Raw genomic sequence first — 20,264 nt, forward strand, 5'->3', positions numbered from 1 at the left:
AGTGGGATGTACTGTCTTGCCCAATCGACCCCTTCCGGCGGATGCCTATCTTTTTGCTGTCTCAGACAACTGCGCCGCGCTCGTACCGCAGGAGTTGTCGATGGTACAAAGCCAGCGATTATCGTTTTCCTGCCAAAAAATATAAATCCCGCGCAGGGAATTCCAAAAAATGATTTCTGTGCAATTGACATCCTTTATTGGACACAAAACCGCTCCAATATTGCCGCATATTTATCTAATATCAATCTATATGGAATTATATTTATAAATGATACGATGTTACAGCAAAAAATAACAGAAATTATACTTTATGAACCTCGGCCACTGTTTCGCAATGCGGCCAAAAACAGCATCCAGGTCGCCAATAGCTCCCTGCTGGTGATTGAACCAGACGAGCTGATAGAGGAGGTAACCCTCTTTACTGATCAAACGTCTTTATTCGCTGCAGGCGTTAGTGGTGCCGGTGAAGAAATATATTCTCTATTACGGATAATTCATCATCTGATAATGCAGGGAAAAGAAATTATCGTCTGGGTCGCAAAACGGGATGTCCTGCTTATCAGACTGATGTACGAGCTTGGTGTACAGACGCTACTCTGCGAAAATTATTTGGAAGAAGAACTCGCTAAGCGCATTTTATCCAAAAATTTCAGTTCAGGATATTTACCTTTACGCTCCCCGCTAATAAATAACATGAATAGAAAAAATAGGCTCACACACTCTGAACTGAATATTCTTATCGACTGCGCCCGAGGTCTGAGTGCCTATGAGATCGCCAGTCTGCGCCATATGGGATATAAAACGGTCTTCACCCATAAACAAAACATCCGGTTACGTCTGAGCCTGCAAAAGTCAGCCAGTTGGCTGGATCTGCTTAACCGTTTGGATCAGATTTATTCAGTCTGAACATCTGGAGAACTATGTTTACTTTTACTGTTTGTTCCCGTGTGGTTCATCCGACTCTAATGAGCGGGTTTATATCCAGCCTGAAGGCTTTTCGCGAACAAAACCCTGACTGGAAATATGAACTTACACGGCAGGATAACGCGCATCTGACTTTGCTTGATTTTACCGCATATGACACGCTTACTGATATCTCCTCCGCGGAGTACGAAAGTCTCTGCCGGTCAGGTGAAGGAACTGCTCTGGTTATGCTCTCTGCATGTCAGGAGAAGCTGGCACATCAGCTCATGAGGTCATACCGGTGTTCACTGCTTTGTGTGGATGAACGTCTGCTTGAACTGCGTGAGCTAATAAAACACAGTATGAAAAAACAACGTTATATCAGTGCTCACTTCCTGCGACTGCAGGAGCAGGAAAATAATATAACCGACGGTATGATATTTACCGATGCAGAAAAAAAGGTACTTATTGGCCTGAAAAGCGGTAAAACCGGGATTGAATTATCACGTGAAATGTTTCGAAGTCAGAAAACGATCAGTACCCATAAGCGAAAGATTATGTTTAAGCTGGGGGTCAAGAATGATCTGCAACTGCGCAAAGCGATACAAAAGCTCCAGCCGCCGCTGTGATGCGGCAGCTGTTCTTACGTCAGGTAATTTATCCCCCGGTATTCTTTTTCAGATATAACGGCCCTGTGTTAATTATCCGTTAAAGCGTTTAATATTTTTCAGGCAGTTTATTAATTTTTATCAGAATACCTCGATTGATCTCAATATAACCACCGATACGCAAATCGCCCAGTATTTTCATAACACGACTGCGTGAAAGTCGGGTTTTTTCGAGAATATAATCACTGACGTTGACATGAGCACTCAGCGCTTCATCTTCATTCATCAGGGCAATCAAATTCAGTCTTATCAACTCATAGGTGGAGAGCCCGACGGATGAGTAGTGGGCGACCAGCAATTGCCGGACGGCATACATATAACAGTATGCGGCCTCTTTCCATAATCCCTTCGTACTGATGACGTCAAGCATCTCTTTTGTGGGCAGGATCTCATAGCTAACATTTCTGTAGGCCTTTATAAAAATGTCGGCGTTGGTGTCAATTAATTCGTTCATGCCAGTAATCATTGGGGCTTTGATGTATTTGATTAGAAGCCGATCGCTGCTTCGGTATATCGCAACGACTCCCTCATGCAGGATAAACGTTACTGGCTCGGTTTTCTTCTCCAGCGAAATGAGCTGGCGTGGCTTACCACTCTGGATCCGCCTGGTGTCAGAGGCTGCCTCGATCAGGGTATTGAAATGTGTTTCAGGTTTCATACTTATGGCTACCAAAAAAATTATAATTGTTAATGTATGATAGAAGAGTTTGTTGAAAAGATGATAAAAATTCCGAATCAGAACGTATCGATACAATCAGTCAGGAGGTTGATAAGGCTCTGAACAGAATATGGGGTTGGAGGATTAGCTTCATCTGGACATCCTTGTGAGAAAAAACAAACATGAAACCGCCTTCCGATAGCGGTTTTGCGTACGCAGCTCGTCCTCAGTTGTATGCAAATGACATGGTAATAACAGGACTGATTTTACCGGGTATGTTGCCAGAGGCCATACTCACAGTATGTGTATGAATTTTAAAGGTCGGCGTGCCAACTGCTGAGGCAGTATCGATAATCCCTGTTCTCCCGCCGCTGTAGGCCTCATAAGAAAGTCCTTCAAACCGCTCGCCTGTAACATGCCACTTGAGTTTATCGCTCTGTTTTTCAACGTGGGCATCTTTTAGCGCGTCAGGGCGATAGATGGGTTTGATACTGGTCTCGGCGGCAATCTGTAGCGTCTTATTTTCCTTAGACGCAAACGGAATCGCCTTGACGCGAAGCCTGTACATCGACTCTTTATCCTGGGAAAGCGTGCCTGCAATAACAAGGCGCTTTAGGTTCTCTTTACCGCCTTCCTGGTGACTGAAGGGAAGAATGATGAGGTGGGGGGATTTGTGCACGTCGTTGTTAAGATTTTTCACTACCGCCTCAATTAAATACGGTGCACTGAACGGGTTGCGCACGATTACTGAAACTTCTTTTTTTGCTGCTTTATCTAAAAAACGGGTGCCGCGGAAATTGACAGTGTCGGAGGTATTATGAATGAGGGCAATTGCAACGCAGCCAGTTAATATAGGTAATGTGGCTTTCAATCCTGACTCCACAATAATTAATTGAAACAAACTCCGTAATATTATTATCTGGAGCTCCTTGCAGATCTTAAAAGATGATACTGGCGAAGATAAAAAAAGTCTTTTTTTGTAAGTCCTTAAAAGGATTGTGTTCTAATTGTTACATCAGATAAAATTTCTTTATTTGTCCACTATTATCATAAAACCGTGTTTATGAACCAACCTGATGTATCTGCAGGCAGGGCTCTTTGGTTGCTGGATTGCAATGGGTTTCTGAGGTGAGGGCGGCAGGGGCGGGGGGGAAAGCTGACTGCGCAGAAACGCGTTACCTTTTGTGCCATGCTAAAGCCTTTGTAATATGAAGTTATCCTTGCAGGCTTTTCGTAAAAAAAAACCGGGCATAACATTATGCCCGGTTTTCGCTCCTGTCATTAAATTACCAGGTGTAGCTGACACCGGCATTCAGCTGCCATGGAGACTCGTAGTGATCCTGACCTTTGGCATAGTTCGCCCCGGCCCATCCGCTCAGGTTTTTGCTGAGCTTCACATCCGCGCCCAGGCCAACGATGCCGCGTGAACCGTCGGTGCTGTCGTTGATTTTTTCGCCGTTGATGTCCATGGTGTTGCTGTTCTCGGTTTCACCCGCAACGGCCAGATGCACATACGGACGGACCTCGGTGCCATTGTTCAGCGCCATCGCCGTACCGACATTCACACCGCCTTCCAGACCCAGTGAGGTGCTGCCGTCATCTTTCGTGTGCAGGCCATTTTTCAGCTTGTAGTCGACGCTGTTATAGCGGGCATAAGAAATCTGGGCATAAGGTTCGATATACCAGGCATTAAACTGCTTGTGGTAGCCCGTTTTGAAAGCTCCGCCGAAGCCATTGTTGTTATAGTCGCCGGTGGTATGACCGCCGTCCAGAGACGTCACGCTGATGTCGTTTTTCAGGTGCGTACCCTTGATGCTGGCATCAAAGAACAGACCGTTGTTCAGGCGCAGTGAGGTATACAGTGAAGCGCCGTAGCTGTCGACATCTGTGCCTGCACTGCCGCCGTCATGCATGTTCACATCCGAATACCCGCGGGTGGCGGCAAAACCGAACAGCAGGTTGCCCGGAGCGATATCGACACGCTTGTCGGCACCTAACATAAAGCCGTTGTTGGTCTGATCGTAGGCAGAACTGGTCTGCTCGACCTGCTGACGGTGGTAGCCGCCGTAGTAGCTGCCCCAGGCGTTCACCGTGCCGTCGCTGCTGCCGGTGAGGCGCTCGTTATCCAGACGGCGGTTCAGCACATCCAGTTCGTCGCTCCAGATGCTCATCGCTGCCGCACGGGTATTCACCACAGCCTGCGCGGCGGTTGAGAGCGTGCGCGAGTCCGGGTTCGGGTTCGGGTTCGGGCCAGGGGCCGGTTCTGGCGTCGGTTCTGGCGTCGGTTCTGGCGTAATGTTATCGAGGATCACGCTGGTTGACCCGTCTGCGTTAGCCACGCTGCGTGATTCGTAACGGTAAACCCCGACATCGCTTTGCATGGAGTTGAAGGTCGCACCGGAACCGTCCGTCACCTGCACAATGGTGTTGCCGGTCATATCGCCCGCTGCACCGCTGGAGCTGGAGGTGACGCCGGCATTGAAGCTGCCGGTGGCCTTGTCGGCGGTAAGCACATAGGCTGAACCGGTTTCCGCGTTATACGTGGAGTAAATGGTGGACGCTGTCGGGCTGGCTGCCGCCAGCAGCGTGGTCGGTGCGGTGTCGGAAAGATTTGCGGTGTGGATATTCCCGCCGTCCATCACGATGGTGCTGCCACCGGTCAGGCTGATGGCATCAACATCCGTGGCCGCGTTGTTGATCCAGGTTGAGCCGTTGCTGATATCCAGCGCCAGCGCGCCGGTACCGGTTTTCCCGGCGCTACCGTTCCAGGTTGAGCTGTCGATGTTCACCGACTGGTCAGCACCTGAAGAGGTGGTGATGGCGCCGGAAAGGGTAGAACCGCTGAAACCGACCGTATCCACTGCGCTGGTACCGGAAATCTTCAGCAGATTGGTTTTGCCGGTCACCGTGGAGTCTTTCACGCTAACGGTGGAGCCTATGGTATTCCCTTTAAGGATAATGGCGCTATCACCTTCTATAGTTGACCCTGCGCTTGAATTTAACGTGTAACCGCCACTCAGAGCAACACCATTGCCGGTCGAGGAGCTTACCGAGGAGCTATCAATATTGATGATATTATTTTCATTGCTGGCATCATCAGTGTAGATCCCATAATTAACACCGTTTACTGTTGTGCCATTAGACAGCGTTACGTTGGTATTTTTACTACCGTACATTACAAGGCCTTCATTACCACTATTTACAGTAGTGTTAGAAATGTTGTAAGTATCTCCGTTATTTCCTATCAATCTTAATCCAGTCTTAGCCGCAGAAATGGTTGAGTCCGCAATATCTATTGCGCCGGAATAACCACTACTGGTCATGATGCCTTGACCGTCCGATTTAATCGTGCTGTTAGTTATATGGACAAGGCTACTCCCTTCGCTAATGTATACTGCTTTGTCATCATTACTGCCACCATTAGCCTCAATCAAGGAATTAGAGATATCAACATTACTGCCACTTTTACCCGATGTTTCCCAGACATAGACACCGAATCCCCCACCCTTGATGGTTGAGTTTTCAACCTTCAGATTCGCGTTAGCCTGACCATTAACATTATTACGGACGACTAAACCGGTTTCCACGCCTTCTACATACGCATTGTCCGTGACGTTAACCGTAGCCCCTATGGAGTTGGCAACATCTATACCAATTTTTCCACCAGAAATAGTGGTCCCTGCGCCGCTGACATTCAGTGTTGCGCCTTTCGTAGGATCTGTAAGATTAATGGTTACACCATTTTTATCCGGGGTATTACTTATTTTGCTACCGCCATTGATATTGGCAGTGACACCAGCAGTGTCTATCAGCACGCCATCAGTAACATTTTGACCGGTAACATCGGTATCGGCACTGATGGTTTGTGCAGATGCGCAGGAACCCCAGGAATAAAGGGCGCCTAAAATAACAATATTAATTGCCTTGATTTTTGGTTTAAAAGTATTTGGAGACTGCTGTTTTGCGTTTGCCATAATGCACCATAGATAATATTTCGCCATAAAAATGGCACCGATATATTGCGGCGAGCAATATTAATTGCGGCCAACTAAAAAGTTGACAAATTTTACTTACAATTAAAAAGAAACACTCAGAAAAAAAAGTCCACTTTAGTACTTTTTCCCCTAAAAGGTCAGGTGATTGTTACAAGCGACTGATAGGGTTGTCGTTTTTTTGACGTTATTACCCTGGGTTTATCCAGGTAACAGGATTGCACTCTAATGCGAAAGTGATGTTAAATTTTTTTTAATAAAAAGAAAGTAAAAAGAAAAAAGTTGCTCAGAATAAACTGATTAGCATCTATTATTACAGAGCGCATAACAGGATCTATTATTAACCCGGACAGCTGCGATAGAGCTGATTTGGCACCTAACGCGCTAAACGCCGGGCGCTCTCATTAAGCGATTGAACACACAGTGCAAAGTGGGCAGCAGTAGAAAAAATGTCTGCTTTGAACGAAAAGTTGACGTGTAAGCTGGCGTCCTGTCCTCTCGGGAGAGACGGGATGCAGAGCGCGTCGCCATGCCCTGTGGTAGAGGTATTCTCGCCCTGGCCGAGCGGGTGGGGTTTCATATTCCGGTTTTGTCCTCACCCGCCATCCCGTTTTAGCGTGTTACAGGGCTGAGACGAGGTTTATGAAGAGGCAATTTTTGAATCACAGATCCTGATGATTTTCGCCTTCATTTCCTGGCGCACGTCATCTCCTTATTTATGTTCTGAATATGAAACAATGACATCGTTACCCTCAACCAGCAGCGGAACCCTGCAGACAGCTAAAAAAGCCGTAAGCAGTTATCTGCTTACGGCGCCGGGATCGGAGATGATTTTTCTGACAATCAGGCCGCTTTCACGGCCCTGATTTTTTTCATGTCAGCCGCATCGGATTCTGTTTTATCCGTTGCAGCTGGCGCATTGAGATCGGGAAGCTTGCTGGTACGCAGAATATGCTGCACCGTCTCTTTCTGCTCGGCGAGATACAGGCCAAGATTTTCAGCCTGCGTTTCATCCATCTGCATTCCGCTTTGCAACAGCCAGTCGGTGAACGCGTCTGCCATATCGAGCAGCTTGTCGTGAGCGTCAGCCTCTTTCTTACTGGCAAATGTCATTTTCTCTTCACCTTTTCTTACGACAACAAATTTTGTTTCAACAGCCATCGTGCACCTCGCTATACTGTATTTATATACAGTATAGCAGCTACCGATCGACGTTGCAGCAAAATATGCATCACTGGCAAAGCTGCTGCGATTCCGGGCGCCCCATACTCCGCCGCCACGCCCCGGGCGCCTGACCATACTGACGCTTAAAGCTGCGGTTGAAGGACTGCTGGGAGTCGAAGCCCAGCGCGATCGCCACGTTCAGAATCGGTTCATCGCTGCGCGTTAAGCGCTCAACCGATTTTTGTAGCTTTTGCGCGCGGATATACCCGGCGAGGGGATAGCCCGTATGCTCTTTGAACAGGCGCTGGAGGTGCCATTTTGAGTAGCCGGATCGCCTGGCAACGGACTCAATGTCCAGACGGCTATCCAGGTTGTTGTCGATCCAGTCGAGTAAATCATGCATAAATGCGCCAGTGTTCATCTGGTTACCCCCACGCGGCCTGTCAAAAGGTATCTTTATCTGTTGCATTAAAAGGTGGCGCGTTTTTGTATTAATTGCAAGTTTTATTGTTGCATTTAAATCCCTGACCGTAACGGGTCTTTTCACATCCGCTCAAATAGCACATAAAGTGCAACAATTATTCTTGCACTTAGTTAAGCGCCTTCCTACAATCGCCGCGATAGTGTATTCGCAACTGTTACAGTTTTGTGGCGATGAACGACACAAATGGCCTTAAGACAGCCACCGGACAAAGGAAGTGGCGCAGTGCCTCCTGCTGCGTCTTGCCCGGCGGCGACAATTACCGGAATAAAAATAATGAGCCTGCAAAAAACCTGGGGTAACTTTCATCTGAACGCGCTGGGGGTCATGTTGCTCTCCGTGCTGCTCGTCGGATGCGACAACAGCGTCGCGCAAAACGCCGCGCCGCCTGCGCCCGCCGTCAGCGCTGCTGACGTGGTGGTGAAATCCATTAGCCAGTGGGATAGCTTTAACGGCCGGATTGAAGCGGTGGAGAGCGTTCAGCTCCGTCCGCGCGTGTCCGGCTACATTGATAAAGTGAATTACACCGACGGCCAGGAAGTGAAGAAGGGTGAGGTGCTGTTCACGATTGATGACCGAACCTATCGCGCGGCGCTGGAACAGGCGCAGGCGAACCTGGCGAGAGCTAAAACGCAGGCCAGCCTGGCGCAAAGTGAGGCTAACCGTACCGATAAGCTGGTCAATACTAACGTTGTTTCCCGTGAAGAGTGGGAGCAGCGTCGTTCGGCCGCCACTCAGGCGCAGGCTGATATTCGTGCCGCGCAGGCGGCAGTGGACGCCGCGCAGCTCAACCTGGACTTCACCAAAGTCACCGCGCCTATCGACGGTCGCGCCAGCCGGGCGCTGATCACCAGCGGCAACCTGGTGACTGCGGGCGACACCGCCAGCGTTCTCACCACGCTGGTCTCGCAGAAGACGGTTTACGTCTACTTTGACGTGGACGAGTCGACCTACCTTCACTACCAGAATCTGGCCCGCAGCGGGCAGGGGGCGTCCAGCAATCACACGGCGCTTCCGGTTGAGATTGGCCTGACGGGCGAGGAGGGCTATCCCCATCAGGGCAAGGTGGACTTCCTGGATAATCAGCTGACGCCGAGTACCGGCACCATCCGCATGCGCGCGCTGCTGGATAACGCCCAGCGTCAGTTCACGCCGGGACTTTTTGCCCGCGTCCGCCTGCCGGGCAGCGCGGAGTTCAAAGCCACGCTTATCGACGACAAAGCGGTGCTGACCGATCAGGATCGTAAGTACGTTTATATCGTCGATAAAGAGGGGAAAGCGCAGCGCCGCGACATTACGCCGGGCCGTCTGGCAGACGGTTTACGCATCGTGCGGCAGGGGCTGAACCCTGGCGATAAAGTCATCGTCGAGGGTTTACAGAAAGTGTTTATGCCGGGGATGCCGGTTAACGCGAAAACCGTTGCCATGACCGCCACCAGCGCCCTCAACTGATCCCTTGACCTGAGAATCCTATCCATGGACTTTTCCCGCTTTTTCATCGACAGGCCGATCTTTGCCGCGGTGCTGTCGATTCTGATTTTTATCACAGGGTTAATCGCCATCCCGCTGCTGCCGGTGAGCGAATATCCTGACGTCGTGCCGCCAAGCGTGCAGGTGCGCGCGGAGTACCCGGGCGCCAACCCGAAAGTGATTGCCGAGACGGTGGCGACGCCGCTGGAAGAGGCGATCAACGGCGTTGAGAACATGATGTACATGAAGTCCGTCGCGGGCTCCGACGGCGTGCTGGTCACCACCGTCACCTTCCGTCCGGGTACCGACCCGGATCAGGCGCAGGTGCAGGTGCAAAACCGCGTCGCGCAGGCCGAAGCGCGTCTGCCGGAAGACGTCCGGCGCCTGGGCATTACCACACAGAAACAGTCCCCGACGCTAACGCTGGTGGTGCATCTGTTTTCGCCCAACGGTAAGTACGACTCCCTGTATATGCGTAACTACGCCACGCTGAAGGTGAAGGACGAGCTGGCGCGCCTGCCCGGCGTCGGCCAGATCCAGATTTTCGGCTCGGGTGAATACGCGATGCGCGTCTGGCTGGATCCTAACAAGGTGGCGGCCCGCGGGCTGACCGCGTCGGACGTGGTGACGGCGATGCAGGAGCAGAACGTACAGGTATCCGCCGGGCAGCTTGGCGCCGAGCCGCTGCCGAAAGAGAGCGATTTCCTGATCTCCATTAACGCCCAGGGGCGTCTGCATACCGAAGAAGAGTTCGGCAATATTGTCCTGAAAACGACGCAGGACGGTACAGTCGTCCGCCTGCGCGACGTGGCGCGTATCGAAATGGGGTCCGGCAGCTATGCGCTGCGTTCCCAGCTGAACAATAAAGACGCGGTCGGGATTGGTATCTTCCAGTCGCCGGGGGCGAACGCCATTGATTTGTCTAACGCGGTGCGCGCGAAAATGGACGAACTGTCCACGCGCTTCCCGGCGGACATGAAATGGGCGGCACCTTACGATCCAACCGTTTTCGTGCGCGACTCCATCCGTGCGGTCGTGCAAACGCTGCTGGAAGCGGTGGTGCTGGTAGTGCTGGTGGTGATCCTGTTCCTGCAAACCTGGCGCGCGTCGATCATTCCGCTGATCGCGGTGCCGGTTTCGGTGGTGGGTACCTTCAGCATTCTCTACCTGCTCGGCTTCTCGCTGAATACCCTGAGTTTGTTCGGGCTGGTGCTGGCCATCGGCATCGTGGTGGACGACGCCATCGTGGTGGTGGAAAACGTCGAGCGAAACATAGAAGAGGGGCTTGCTCCGCTTGCGGCGGCGCATCAGGCGATGCGCGAAGTGTCCGGGCCGATCATCGCGATTGCGCTGGTGCTGTGCGCGGTGTTTGTGCCGATGGCGTTTCTCTCGGGCGTTACCGGTCAGTTCTACAAGCAGTTTGCGGTGACGATCGCGATTTCCACGGTCATCTCCGCCATTAACTCGCTGACGCTCTCTCCGGCGCTGGCGGCACTGCTGTTAAAACCGCACGGCGCGCCGAAAGATTTCCCGACCCGGCTTATCGATCGTCTGTTCGGCTGGATTTTCCGTCCGTTTAACCGCTTTTTCCACCGCAGCTCGAACGGCTATCAGGGGCTGGTGGGCAAAACGCTGGGACGGCGCGGCTCGGTATTTGTGGTGTATCTGCTGCTGCTCTGTGCCGCAGGCGTGATGTTTAAAGCGGTGCCCGGCGGATTTATTCCGACGCAGGATAAGCTGTACCTGATTGGCGGCGTGAAAATGCCGGAAGGTTCTTCGCTGGCGCGCACCGACGCGGTGATCCGCAAAATGAGCGAAATCGGGATGAATACCGAAGGCGTGGACTACGCGGTCGCGTTTCCGGGTCTGAACGCGCTGCAGTTTACCAACACGCCGAATACCGGAACGGTCTTCTTTGGCCTGAAGCCGTTCGACCAGCGCAAACATACTGCGGCGGAAATAAACGCGGAGATTAACGCGAAAATCGCGCAAATTCAGGAAGGCTTTGGCTTCTCCATTCTGCCGCCGCCGATTTTAGGGCTGGGACAGGGGTCGGGTTATTCCCTGTACATTCAGGATCGCGGCGGTCTGGGGTATGGCGCGCTGCAAAACGCGGTGAACACCATGTCCGGGGCGATTATGCAGACCCCGGGAATGCACTTCCCGATCTCAACCTACCAGGCTAACGTTCCGCAGCTGGACGTGCAGGTAGACCGTGACAAGGCGAAAGCGCAGGGCGTATTGCTGACCGATCTTTTCGGTACGCTGCAAACCTATCTGGGCTCGTCGTACGTGAACGATTTCAACCAGTTCGGGCGTACCTGGCGCGTGATGGCGCAGGCCGACGGGCAGTTCCGCGACAGCGTGGAAGACATTGCGAATCTGCGCACCCGTAACAGCCAGGGCGAAATGGTGCCGATTGGCAGCATGGTGAAAATCACGACCACCTACGGGCCGGATCCGGTGATCCGCTACAACGGCTACCCGGCGGCGGATCTGATTGGCGATGCCGACCCGCGCGTGCTTTCGTCTGCGCAGGCGATGACGCAGCTGGACGCGATGTCTAAGCAGATCCTGCCGAACGGGATGAACATTGAATGGACGGATCTGAGCTTCCAGCAGGCCACCCAGGGCAATACGGCGCTGATCGTCTTCCCGGTCGCGGTGCTGCTGGCGTTCCTGGTCCTGGCGGCGCTGTATGAAAGCTGGACGCTGCCGCTGGCGGTGATCCTTATCGTGCCGATGACCATGCTTTCCGCGCTGTTTGGCGTCTGGCTGACCGGTGGCGATAACAACGTGTTCGTGCAGGTAGGGCTGGTGGTGCTGATGGGGCTGGCGTGTAAAAACGCGATTCTTATCGTGGAGTTTGCCCGCGAGCTGGAAATTCAGGGCAAAGGCATTATGGAAGCCGCGCTGGAGGCGTGTCGCCTGCGTTTACGCCCGATTGTGATGACCTCCATCGCCTTTATTGCCGGGACTATTCCGCTGATCCTCGGCCACGGCGCGGGCGCAGAAGTGCGCGGCGTCACCGGGATCACGGTCTTCTCCGGGATGCTGGGCGTGACGCTGTTTGGTCTGTTCCTGACGCCGGTGTTTTACGTGACGCTGCGTAAGTTCGTGACGCGCGGGAAAAAAGAGGAAAGGGACGTTCTGCCCGCGTAGGAACGCTGCAGATAATAAAAAACCGCCTTCATTGTGAAGGCGGTTTTTTTACATCTGAATGTAGGCCGGGTTAGCGCAGCGCCACCCGGCAAGTTCGCTAAGACGTTTTTTGATACTGGGCAATAAGGTCCGGGAGCGGATCCCATCCGCTGCTATCGGCGTTTTTGACCGCTTCAAGGGCGCTGGCCACGGTATGGCGGGCCAGTACCGCTAACGAAGCCTCCTCGGCTTCTTCGGATATCGATTTGAAGTACCAGCAGGCGTTAGCGCTGACCACGCAGCGGGCCGGCACGTCAGGGCGCGACGCCCACAGCTTTTTATCTTCGATAACCGAAAGGTAGATGTCGCGCAGGGTGATCTCTTCCGGCGGGCGACCAAGATGAATTGAGCCGTTACGGCCAAGCGTTGAGACGATAATGCCGTCACGCGTCAGCGGAACCATCAATTTGCGGATGAAGCTCGGGTTCGCTTCAAGGCCGTAGGCCAGAATCGCACTCGTGGAACGTTCACCCAATTGCTCCGCCATCGCTACGCTGAGAACCATCTGCAAAGCTGTCGGGAAGCGGTAATCTAACATTTCTCTGTCCTGGGTTGCGGTGAATCTTGTTCTTTTTGGCACCGCAGAGGTGAATAAGCAATAAACAACAATATAACAAATACGGTAATTATTTTGAAGCAATCTGCGGCATTTGCGATCGAACCCCCTGTTCTGATTTAGCAAAACGTGCGGTTCGGGAAGTCAACCGTCACCATCAGGCCACCTTCAGCGGAAGTACTCAGGTTTACGCTGCTGTTGTGTTGCTGCGCCACCGCTTTGACGATGGCAAGCCCCAGCCCGCTCCCGCTTTGCACCTGATTGGGGTCGCGGAAAAACCGGTCGAACACGCGCTCGCGCAGTTCAACCGGAATACCGGGCCCTGCATCTGAAACTCGAAGCCGCGCGAAGCCATCTGCTATGCAGACATCGACCTGAATCCGCCCGCCCTCGGGACTGTACTTCACGGCGTTCTCAATGAGGTTATCAATAAGCGATACCAGGCGTTCCCTGACGCCGGGGATCCAGATGTCATCCTCGGCGAAGAACTCCAGCTCAATCCTGCGCGCAGACGCCAGCGGTTCCAGTTCGGCCATTCGCTCCTGGATGAGCGTCGTCAGCGGCACGGTCTCCATTTCCGTATCAATGCGTGCTTCGCTGTGCATCATCAGCAGCAGCTGGTTGACGAGACGCGCTGCCCGGCTGTTGCTGCGAATCACCCCCGCAAGCAGCTCCTGCTGGCTCTCACTGATGACCCAGGACTGCAGCGCTTCCACGTTGATGCGCATCGCCGCGAGGGGCGTACGCAGCTCGTGCGCGGCATCCGCAATGAAAACCCGTTCCCTTTCCGCGCTTTCGCGCACCCTGGCAAGGAAGTCATTGATCGCATCCACCATCTGGCGAAGCTCCCTGTGTCCGGGAACGGCTTTTAAAGGGGAGAGATCGTCAGGCGTGCGTAGCGTAATTTCATTGACCACCTTGTTCCAGGGGCGCATTGCAATGCGGATTGACAGCCACGCGGGAAACAGAAGAAAAGGGAAGCAGACCAGCAGCGGCATGATGTAGTAGCCGCGCGAGTTCAGATAGATAAAGAAGTTCCAGCCGCCGGCCGGGGTGAAAAGGGTAACCTCCACGTCGGAATGAGCGGATTTAAGGGTTCGGCTGGTCCAGGTACGACCATCGCTCTGAACACGCTGCATTTCCCCAAACCGGGTGTTGGTTACTCCCGTTGGCGCATCAGGCGATGAAAAAATAATCGCGTTATTTTTGCGCACGATGAAGTTGATTGACAGCGCGGGATCTTCGCCGCCGCCATAGCCCTCACGCAGCGCCTTGCTAAAAGCTTCCAGCACCGCGGTGCGATCCTGCGGGTGTTCGTCCATCCGCTCGACCAGGGTAAAAAGGGTGTCGTAGGTATGACTGCCCGTAAGGATGGGAGGGCTGCGCAGGTCCTCCCACAGAATAAAGGTTAAAAATAGACACCACAGCAGGGTAAGCAGCAGCAGCTGGGCGATAATAATTCGCCGTACCAGCGTTGGGCGTCTCAGGTGGTACCAGACGTTTTGCATTACCCTGTCACCTTCTGGACTGAAACGGTATCAATGACATACCCGACGCCCCGCACCGTTCGCACATAGCCATCGCCGATTTTTCGCCGCAAATTTCCCATATGCACATCGAGCGCATTGCTGAGGTTCTCTTTGTTGCCGAATATCCGTTCTTCCAGAAACCGTCGCGTAATCACGCGGTCAGCGCGCAGCATCAGCGTTTCCAGCAGCGCATATTCACTCGCCGTCAGGTCTACGTGGCGCGCGCTCACCGTCACGCGACGCGTTGGAACATGAAGCGATAAGCCTCGGATTTCTATCGCCTCATTTTCGAAACCGTAGCTGCGCCGCGCCAGGGCTCTCACCCGCGCCAGCAGCTCGGCGAGAATAAATGGCTTGACGAGATAGTCGTCTGCACCCGCATCCAGCCCGCACAGCCGATCCTGCAGCGTGCCTCGCGCCGTCAGAATGATGACCGGGATCCCCTTGAGCTGCTGACGCAAACGCGCCATCAGGCTCATGCCGTCGCCGTCGGGCAGCCCCAGGTCGAGCAAAATAAGTTCCGGCACGCAGACGTCCAGCTGATGCAGCGCATCCTCTTTGCGGCGAACCCATATGACGTCAAACCCTTGATCGGAGAGGGCGATACGTACGCCGTTGCCGAGATCCAGGTCGTCTTCGATTAGTAGAATTTTCACACTGGTAACTGTATCAACCGTGAATGAAGAACTTCTTAAGAAAAAAACGGTATCAGGAAACCTGCCCGGATTACAGCACCGGCTCGCGCTTCAGTGTTTCTTCATGTTCGGCTCATAAGAACCTTAGGGTCGGTATTCAAAATGGGCGTTCTGGCGGTTAACCGCATGCATCGTCATCATTTGAATCCAAAAGGGCTTCTTTAATGAGAAACATCGAACTGCGTCATACGTTCCCCCATTTACTCCTGGGCCGCAGCCTGAAAAACCTCGTGCCGGGCGTCGTTCTGGCGTTACTGGCCACGCCCGTACTGGCGGCAGAACAGAGCCAGGGTAACGTCTTAACCCTGGGGGGCGGCGTGGACGTCGCGTCGCGCTACTCGGGTTCTGATAAAACCCGCGTCAGTGCGGCTCAGGTGGTGGAGTACGCCATGGCAAACGGCTTTTTTATCGGCACCACGAGAGGGATCGGTTACGGCAACAACATCGGCAACCTGGATTACAGCGCCGCGCTGAGCTATCGAGTTGGCCGTAAAGATAAAGACGTGAGCAGCGATTCGATCAGCTCCGGCAGCGACGAGCTGCGAGGAATGGGCGAGATAAAAGGCTCGGCAATCGTTGTGCCAGGGCTTGAGTACAGGGTGACCGACTGGCTTCACCTGCAGCTGCAGGCAGAGGTTCCGGTTTCTGAGAGGGACAACGGTGAAGCGGTGCATTTCGGCATTTCCAGCCCGTTCTATACCTCACCAAAAAATGAGGTGACGCTGGCGCTGATCGGCAGCTGGGGATCCGACAAGTACATGAAGACCTACTACGGGGTCAGCGCCGCTCAGTCGAGCGCATCGGGATTTGCCCGACATGACGCCGGGGCGGGGATTTATGGCTACTCGATGAATCTTGACTGGACCCACAGGCTCACCTCGCGCTGGAGCGTCCTTGCCTCAGCGGGCGTTACGCAGCTGACGGGGGATGCGGGTGATAGTCCCATTGTGCAACGCAAAACATCGCCCACGGGGAGTTTGAAGGTGGCGTACAGTTTTTGATGTTGGCTGCGGTGGCTTAACGTTTTGAGCAGGCACTTGCGGTAATTAAAGCCGCTCCGGTTGAGATGGCGGGGCGGTTCCCTTTGCAGACAGTGACAGCACTGCACACGTGGTTGACGGATTTATCTAAAGCTCCATTGTGCCGTAATGACAAACACGGAAGGTATGATAATGCCCACATCCATTCCAAAATAAGACGTAAAATTATACTGGAACCCATGATATATATAGGGCGAAAATCCTATCCCCGTTGCTTTTTTAAAATCATGGTATGAACCATGGTCACCACAATCATCGAAAGTATCAAAGAAAAATTCACCTACATATCCATAGATTCCTTTAAAAACCCAACCGTTATCCCATCCAGCCCAGTCTCTTCTTACGCCGGCAGCCAGGCATCTGTCATTAAAGCTGTTTTTCATTGTCCCTAGCACAAGACTGTATTTCGACGTATCCGATAATTTCCTCTCCACGGATATGAACTTATTTTCAAAGTTCTCCGTGTATTGTCCTCGATTATGGGTCAGATGATAAACGTATGAGCCGGTGTTTATTGAATACAGATTTATTTCATCTGCAGAGCAATGCAACGTAAAAAGATAAAAACTTCCGCACCACAGCCATGTGGGGCATCTTTTCCGAACTGCCTGCTTATGTGGAATATTATCCATATTCGCTCACTTTGGCTAACGTACTGAAATTATAAGGACTGTTTTCGGTCTTCAGCTGGATAAATTTTAGCATACATACCAAAACTCGAGATATTCACGTCACGGATTGGGGGCTGAAATTACGATAGAACATGTTCTGCGAACTCTTACCCCACGCGCTTACAGGAGTGAAAATCAGCCTTTTGCCGCCGCTAAAATCATAGACTCTGAGGTATAATCGCTGTTCAGAAAACGGCAAAGAGGAGGTGGCAAGATGCTGACTTATATCACCATAGGTACAAATGATCTTCAGCGCGCCGCGGCGTTTTATGACGCTATTTTTAACGTGCTTGGCTATTCACGTTTGCCTGCCTGGACCGAGGACTGGGCAATGTGGGGAGATGAAAATAATCCAGATGAGGGGTTTAGCTTCTGTATTTGTCCTCCGTTTGACCGACAACCCGCAACGGCGGGAAACGGGACAATGTTCGCATTCCGTGCAGCTAACGCGGAGCTTGTCAGACGTTTCCATGCAGCAGGCCTTCTTGCGGGAGGGAGGAGTGAAGGCATGCCCGGGACACGAACCGCATACGGCCCCGATTTTTATGTTGCCTATCTGCGCGATCCTGACGGGCATAAGCTGGCATGCGTTTGTCAGCATTATTCTCCTGAAGCCGATACGTTCTCAGACGAAGAATAGTCACAAGCGGTCGTTTTTGAACTATGTTTAACACCAGTCAGAATAATAAATAGTTGAACTGTTATTAGATTCTGAACAGTGGCGGCCTTAATCCGGAGCATTTGAAAGCCAGAACCTCACTGAGAAGTGTGCCAGCATGACGTGGCTAATATTCCTATCCGGAGAACAACGTGTTCGGAAAACAATTGCTAAACTTCATGCCAGGTTTACAAACTTTGTTAGCCTACGATAAAAGCTGGCTAAAAAATGATGTTAAAGCCGGGTTATCCGTTGCGGCTGTAGCGCTTCCGGTGGCTATTGCTTATGCTGAATTGGCGGGTGTTGGGGCAATAGTGGGGCTCTATTCCTGCGTTTTACCGATGATAGCGTATGCACTCTTTGGTTCTTCACGTCAGCTTATTGTGGGCCCTGATGCCACGACCTGCGCGGTTATTGCGGCCGTCGTGTTTCCTCTTTCTGCAGGTAATCCCGAACTGCACTGGCAGCTGACCATTATCATGACGTTGATGATGGGCGGGTGGTGTCTGCTTGCCAGTAAATTCCGCCTGGGCGCACTTGCCGATCTGCTTTCACATCCCATCCTTACGGGTTTGCTTAATGGCGTTGCCGTGACGATTATTGTCGGGCAATTAGGCAAGGTGTTGGGGATAAAACTCGACGAAGCGCAGGTTATTGAGAAAATAATGGCCTTGCCAGGACGTCTTTCAGACAGCCATTTATTAACCGTTGGGATATCGCTTTTAACGTTAATTATTTTAATGGCGATCAAAACGTATCGCAGCCACTGGCCAGCACCGTTGATTGCCATTGTGATGACAACGTTACTGGTATGGGCGACATCTGCGCAACAGTACGGTATTGCCACTATTGGGGGGGAAGGCTTCCAGCCTGGTTTACCCGTCGTTAACTGGGGCGCCTTCCAGCCCGGTCCGATGCGTGATTTAGTGATCCCGGCACTGAACCTGGCGTTGGTCAGTTTTGTCAGCCTGATGCTGACCGCCCGCAGTTTCGCCGCGAAAAATGGCTATGAAATTAATGCTGATGCAGAGTTCCGGGCGCTGGGGATTGCAAACCTCATGTCGGGATTATCTCAGGGGTTTGCTATCAGTGGTGCCGATTCCCGTACCGCGGTTAATGATTCAGTGGGTGGGAAAAGTCAGCTGGTTTCCATCGTCGCAGCCTTACTCATCGGTATCGTAGTGGTGTTTTTCACTCAGCCATTACAATTTATTCCGGTATCTGCATTAGGAATTGTTCTGATGTACGCATCCTGTTCATTAATTGATCTGCGCGGGTTGTGGAATCTGAGGCGAAGAAATAAACAGGCATTTCGCCTGGCCTTTTTCACGTTTGGCTGTGTGTTAATTATCGGCGTTATCCAGGGGATCGGCCTTGCGGTGTTGCTTGGCCTGTTACAGTTCCTGCGTACGGTGTTTCGTCCCTCTGAGCACTTACTGGGAACTGACGACGATGGCATGATTCACTCATTAGGTAATACAACCGATATTAAAATGGTCCCGGGCGTGCTGATGTATCGATTTAACTCACCGTTGACCTATTTTAACGTGGCTTATTTTAAACGCCGGGTATTGAACCTGGTTGATGGTGCAGCAGTACAGCCTAAATGGGTGGTCATTGATGCCGTTGCTTGCTTCACCTATTCAGATATCAGCGTTCTGGCAACCATAAATGAGTTAAAGCGCGATCTGAAAGGTCGAGAGATTACGTTAATCCTTGCGGGCAGAAAAACGGAATTAACGCGCTGGTTTAAAGATAGCCGACCAACGATGAATGATGATGACATGATTCTGGCGCAAGACCTCTATCTGGCACTTCGGTTCATTCAAAGCAAGGAGAGTGCGAGTGAATCAGGTGGCGAGGTATAAGCTAAAGGCTTGCCCGCCACCCGCGAGCAAGCCACACCCTTAGCGATACAGCGTCTTTTCCGTAACCGGAATAAGCAGCCCGGATCGCCAGTCCGCGAGCGTCAGCTGCGCAAGCCTGCCCAGCGCGGTATAAAACGGATGCCCGGCGTTGTCGACAAACACCGACAGGAAGCGGGTGCTCCACGGCAGCAGGTGCCACGCCAGAAGCCGATCGCACTCCGCTTCGCGGTCGTTCTCGGCCAGCCACGCTGCGAGCAGCAGCAAAGCACCGAAATGATCTTCCGGCTCATTCTGCTGCATCTCAAACGCGATATTGTTCTCCCGCATCCACTGGCGCAGCGCGAGGGTCGAGTCGCCAAACAATACGGATTCACGGTCCAGCCAGACGGAACCCCACGGCGGAGCGGGCAGGGCATACGGACCAATAAACAGCCGTTGCCAGGCGTCCGTCAGCGGCTCATCGGAAGATGAGGCAAACGTATCGGCAACCGGCTGCAGCGTTTCCGAAGGCAGGGGCCAGTCCTGAACCCATTCGCCAGCGGTGAGCGCTTTCACCAGCGGCGCGGCCTGCTCGCTGTCGGGAGCAAAATAAAACAGCGCGCCCAGCACCCGGGCGCTGAACGCGAACGATTCACGATGTGAGACGTCTTTCATTAAACTTTCCTTGCTCGCGCGGATGACGCCCGCGCGACTGTGTTAACCGATAATAC

At 52.5% G+C, this 20,264-nt stretch carries 17 protein-coding genes; 7 read left to right on the forward strand and 10 right to left on the reverse strand.

Annotated elements, in window-relative coordinates; genetic code table 11:
• Nucleotides 1–6 precede the first annotated feature (6 nt).
• Both QMN93_RS21610 and QMN93_RS21615 read left to right on the forward strand, forming a co-directional pair.
• Nucleotides 7–906, forward strand: coding sequence for a response regulator transcription factor (locus QMN93_RS21610; protein WP_134211458.1), 900 nt, complete (start codon nucleotides 7–9; stop codon nucleotides 904–906).
• 14 nt (nucleotides 907–920) lie between these two features.
• A complete protein-coding gene (locus QMN93_RS21615; RefSeq protein ID WP_081273700.1) occupies nucleotides 921–1,532 on the forward strand; it encodes a helix-turn-helix transcriptional regulator in 612 nt (203 codons plus the stop codon).
• Between the two features lie 88 nt (nucleotides 1,533–1,620).
• On the opposite strand, the gene QMN93_RS21620 is transcribed toward QMN93_RS21615, so the two are convergent.
• From QMN93_RS21620 to QMN93_RS21640, 5 genes are all read right to left on the reverse strand, one after another.
• Nucleotides 1,621–2,229 carry a helix-turn-helix domain-containing protein gene (locus QMN93_RS21620; protein WP_193139167.1) on the reverse strand — a complete coding sequence of 203 codons (609 nt, stop codon included), beginning with the start codon at nucleotides 2,227–2,229 and terminating at the stop codon, nucleotides 1,621–1,623.
• 226 nt (nucleotides 2,230–2,455) lie between these two features.
• Nucleotides 2,456–3,100 carry a fimbria/pilus periplasmic chaperone gene (locus tag QMN93_RS21625; RefSeq protein WP_323619984.1) on the reverse strand — a complete coding sequence of 215 codons (645 nt, stop codon included), beginning with the start codon at nucleotides 3,098–3,100 and terminating at the stop codon, nucleotides 2,456–2,458.
• Between the two features lie 415 nt (nucleotides 3,101–3,515).
• Complete coding sequence (locus QMN93_RS21630; protein ID WP_170864491.1) at nucleotides 3,516–5,405, reverse strand: autotransporter outer membrane beta-barrel domain-containing protein; 1,890 nt, start codon at nucleotides 5,403–5,405, stop codon at nucleotides 3,516–3,518.
• A gap of 1,659 nt (nucleotides 5,406–7,064) precedes the next feature.
• Nucleotides 7,065–7,382, reverse strand: coding sequence for a YebG family protein (locus QMN93_RS21635; RefSeq protein WP_064672404.1), 318 nt, complete (start codon nucleotides 7,380–7,382; stop codon nucleotides 7,065–7,067).
• Nucleotides 7,383–7,452: 70 nt separating this feature from the next.
• Nucleotides 7,453–7,806: a helix-turn-helix domain-containing protein gene (locus QMN93_RS21640; protein ID WP_064672405.1), complete on the reverse strand. Its 354-nt coding sequence runs from the start codon at nucleotides 7,804–7,806 to the stop codon at nucleotides 7,453–7,455.
• A gap of 336 nt (nucleotides 7,807–8,142) precedes the next feature.
• Here QMN93_RS21640 and QMN93_RS21645 point away from each other — a divergent pair, with 336 nt between their 5' ends.
• On the forward strand, nucleotides 8,143–9,318 hold the full coding sequence (locus QMN93_RS21645; protein ID WP_023335530.1) for an efflux RND transporter periplasmic adaptor subunit: 1,176 nt from the start codon (nucleotides 8,143–8,145) through the stop codon (nucleotides 9,316–9,318).
• Between the two features lie 24 nt (nucleotides 9,319–9,342).
• Nucleotides 9,343–12,498 carry a multidrug efflux RND transporter permease subunit OqxB gene (gene oqxB / locus QMN93_RS21650; protein WP_023311530.1) on the forward strand — a complete coding sequence of 1,052 codons (3,156 nt, stop codon included), beginning with the start codon at nucleotides 9,343–9,345 and terminating at the stop codon, nucleotides 12,496–12,498.
• A 97-nt stretch (nucleotides 12,499–12,595) separates the two neighbouring features.
• Here oqxB and QMN93_RS21655 read toward each other — a convergent pair whose 3' ends face one another.
• The 3 genes from QMN93_RS21655 to QMN93_RS21665 all read right to left on the reverse strand — a co-directional run bounded on the left by QMN93_RS21655 (nucleotide 12,596) and on the right by QMN93_RS21665 (nucleotide 15,278).
• The gene (locus QMN93_RS21655; protein WP_029739386.1) at nucleotides 12,596–13,075 is read right to left on the reverse strand and encodes an Rrf2 family transcriptional regulator; all 480 of its coding nucleotides are present in this window, start codon (nucleotides 13,073–13,075) and stop codon (nucleotides 12,596–12,598) included.
• 137 nt (nucleotides 13,076–13,212) lie between these two features.
• Nucleotides 13,213–14,601, reverse strand: a complete 1,389-nt coding sequence (locus QMN93_RS21660) for a HAMP domain-containing sensor histidine kinase (RefSeq protein ID WP_047061713.1) — start codon at nucleotides 14,599–14,601, stop codon at nucleotides 13,213–13,215.
• Nucleotides 14,601–15,278, reverse strand: a complete 678-nt coding sequence (locus QMN93_RS21665; protein ID WP_048980503.1) for a response regulator transcription factor — start codon at nucleotides 15,276–15,278, stop codon at nucleotides 14,601–14,603. The genes QMN93_RS21660 and QMN93_RS21665 overlap by 1 nt, the downstream gene beginning before the upstream one ends.
• A 203-nt stretch (nucleotides 15,279–15,481) precedes the next feature.
• On the opposite strand from QMN93_RS21665, the gene QMN93_RS21670 reads away from it, so the two are divergent.
• A complete protein-coding gene (locus QMN93_RS21670) occupies nucleotides 15,482–16,318 on the forward strand; it encodes a MipA/OmpV family protein (protein ID WP_193139169.1) in 837 nt (278 codons plus the stop codon).
• Nucleotides 16,319–16,440: 122 nt separating this feature from the next.
• Here the strand turns inward: QMN93_RS21670 and QMN93_RS21675 are convergent, their stop codons facing one another.
• A complete protein-coding gene (locus tag QMN93_RS21675) occupies nucleotides 16,441–16,989 on the reverse strand; it encodes a hypothetical protein (RefSeq protein ID WP_226852631.1) in 549 nt (182 codons plus the stop codon).
• A 253-nt stretch (nucleotides 16,990–17,242) separates the two neighbouring features.
• Between QMN93_RS21675 and QMN93_RS21680 the strand changes: the two genes are divergently transcribed.
• Both QMN93_RS21680 and QMN93_RS21685 read left to right on the forward strand, forming a co-directional pair.
• A complete protein-coding gene (locus QMN93_RS21680; RefSeq protein ID WP_193139170.1) occupies nucleotides 17,243–17,668 on the forward strand; it encodes a VOC family protein in 426 nt (141 codons plus the stop codon).
• 170 nt (nucleotides 17,669–17,838) lie between these two features.
• Nucleotides 17,839–19,554, forward strand: a complete 1,716-nt coding sequence (locus QMN93_RS21685; protein ID WP_264884929.1) for a SulP family inorganic anion transporter — start codon at nucleotides 17,839–17,841, stop codon at nucleotides 19,552–19,554.
• Nucleotides 19,555–19,593: 39 nt separating this feature from the next.
• Here the strand turns inward: QMN93_RS21685 and dmsD are convergent, their stop codons facing one another.
• Nucleotides 19,594–20,208 carry a Tat proofreading chaperone DmsD gene (gene dmsD / locus QMN93_RS21690; protein ID WP_193139174.1) on the reverse strand — a complete coding sequence of 205 codons (615 nt, stop codon included), beginning with the start codon at nucleotides 20,206–20,208 and terminating at the stop codon, nucleotides 19,594–19,596.
• Between the last annotated feature and the right edge of the window lie 56 nt (nucleotides 20,209–20,264).

Source organism: Enterobacter sp. R-1.6.2 (assembly GCF_035064085.1).
Taxonomy (GTDB): domain Bacteria; phylum Pseudomonadota; class Gammaproteobacteria; order Enterobacterales; family Enterobacteriaceae; genus Enterobacter; species Enterobacter asburiae_B.

Excerpts from the sequence above, each read along its gene's own strand:
- QMN93_RS21610 (WP_134211458.1), top strand. The coding sequence starts at position 7 with ATGTACTGTCTTGCCCAATCGACCCCTTCCGGCGGATGCCTATCTTTT.
- QMN93_RS21680 (WP_193139170.1), top strand. The coding sequence starts at position 17,243 with ATGCTGACTTATATCACCATAGGTACAAATGATCTTCAGCGCGCCGCG.
- QMN93_RS21655 (WP_029739386.1), bottom strand. The coding sequence starts at position 13,075 with ATGTTAGATTACCGCTTCCCGACAGCTTTGCAGATGGTTCTCAGCGTA.
- QMN93_RS21670 (WP_193139169.1), top strand. The coding sequence starts at position 15,482 with ATGAGAAACATCGAACTGCGTCATACGTTCCCCCATTTACTCCTGGGC.
- QMN93_RS21630 (WP_170864491.1), bottom strand. The coding sequence starts at position 5,405 with ATGTACGGTAGTAAAAATACCAACGTAACGCTGTCTAATGGCACAACA.
- QMN93_RS21635 (WP_064672404.1), bottom strand. The coding sequence starts at position 7,382 with ATGGCTGTTGAAACAAAATTTGTTGTCGTAAGAAAAGGTGAAGAGAAA.
- QMN93_RS21660 (WP_047061713.1), bottom strand. The coding sequence starts at position 14,601 with ATGCAAAACGTCTGGTACCACCTGAGACGCCCAACGCTGGTACGGCGA.
- QMN93_RS21645 (WP_023335530.1), top strand. The coding sequence starts at position 8,143 with ATGAGCCTGCAAAAAACCTGGGGTAACTTTCATCTGAACGCGCTGGGG.
- oqxB (WP_023311530.1), top strand. The coding sequence starts at position 9,343 with ATGGACTTTTCCCGCTTTTTCATCGACAGGCCGATCTTTGCCGCGGTG.
- dmsD (WP_193139174.1), bottom strand. The coding sequence starts at position 20,208 with ATGAAAGACGTCTCACATCGTGAATCGTTCGCGTTCAGCGCCCGGGTG.
- QMN93_RS21615 (WP_081273700.1), top strand. The coding sequence starts at position 921 with ATGTTTACTTTTACTGTTTGTTCCCGTGTGGTTCATCCGACTCTAATG.
- QMN93_RS21620 (WP_193139167.1), bottom strand. The coding sequence starts at position 2,229 with ATGAAACCTGAAACACATTTCAATACCCTGATCGAGGCAGCCTCTGAC.
- QMN93_RS21640 (WP_064672405.1), bottom strand. The coding sequence starts at position 7,806 with ATGAACACTGGCGCATTTATGCATGATTTACTCGACTGGATCGACAAC.
- QMN93_RS21675 (WP_226852631.1), bottom strand. The coding sequence starts at position 16,989 with ATGGATAATATTCCACATAAGCAGGCAGTTCGGAAAAGATGCCCCACA.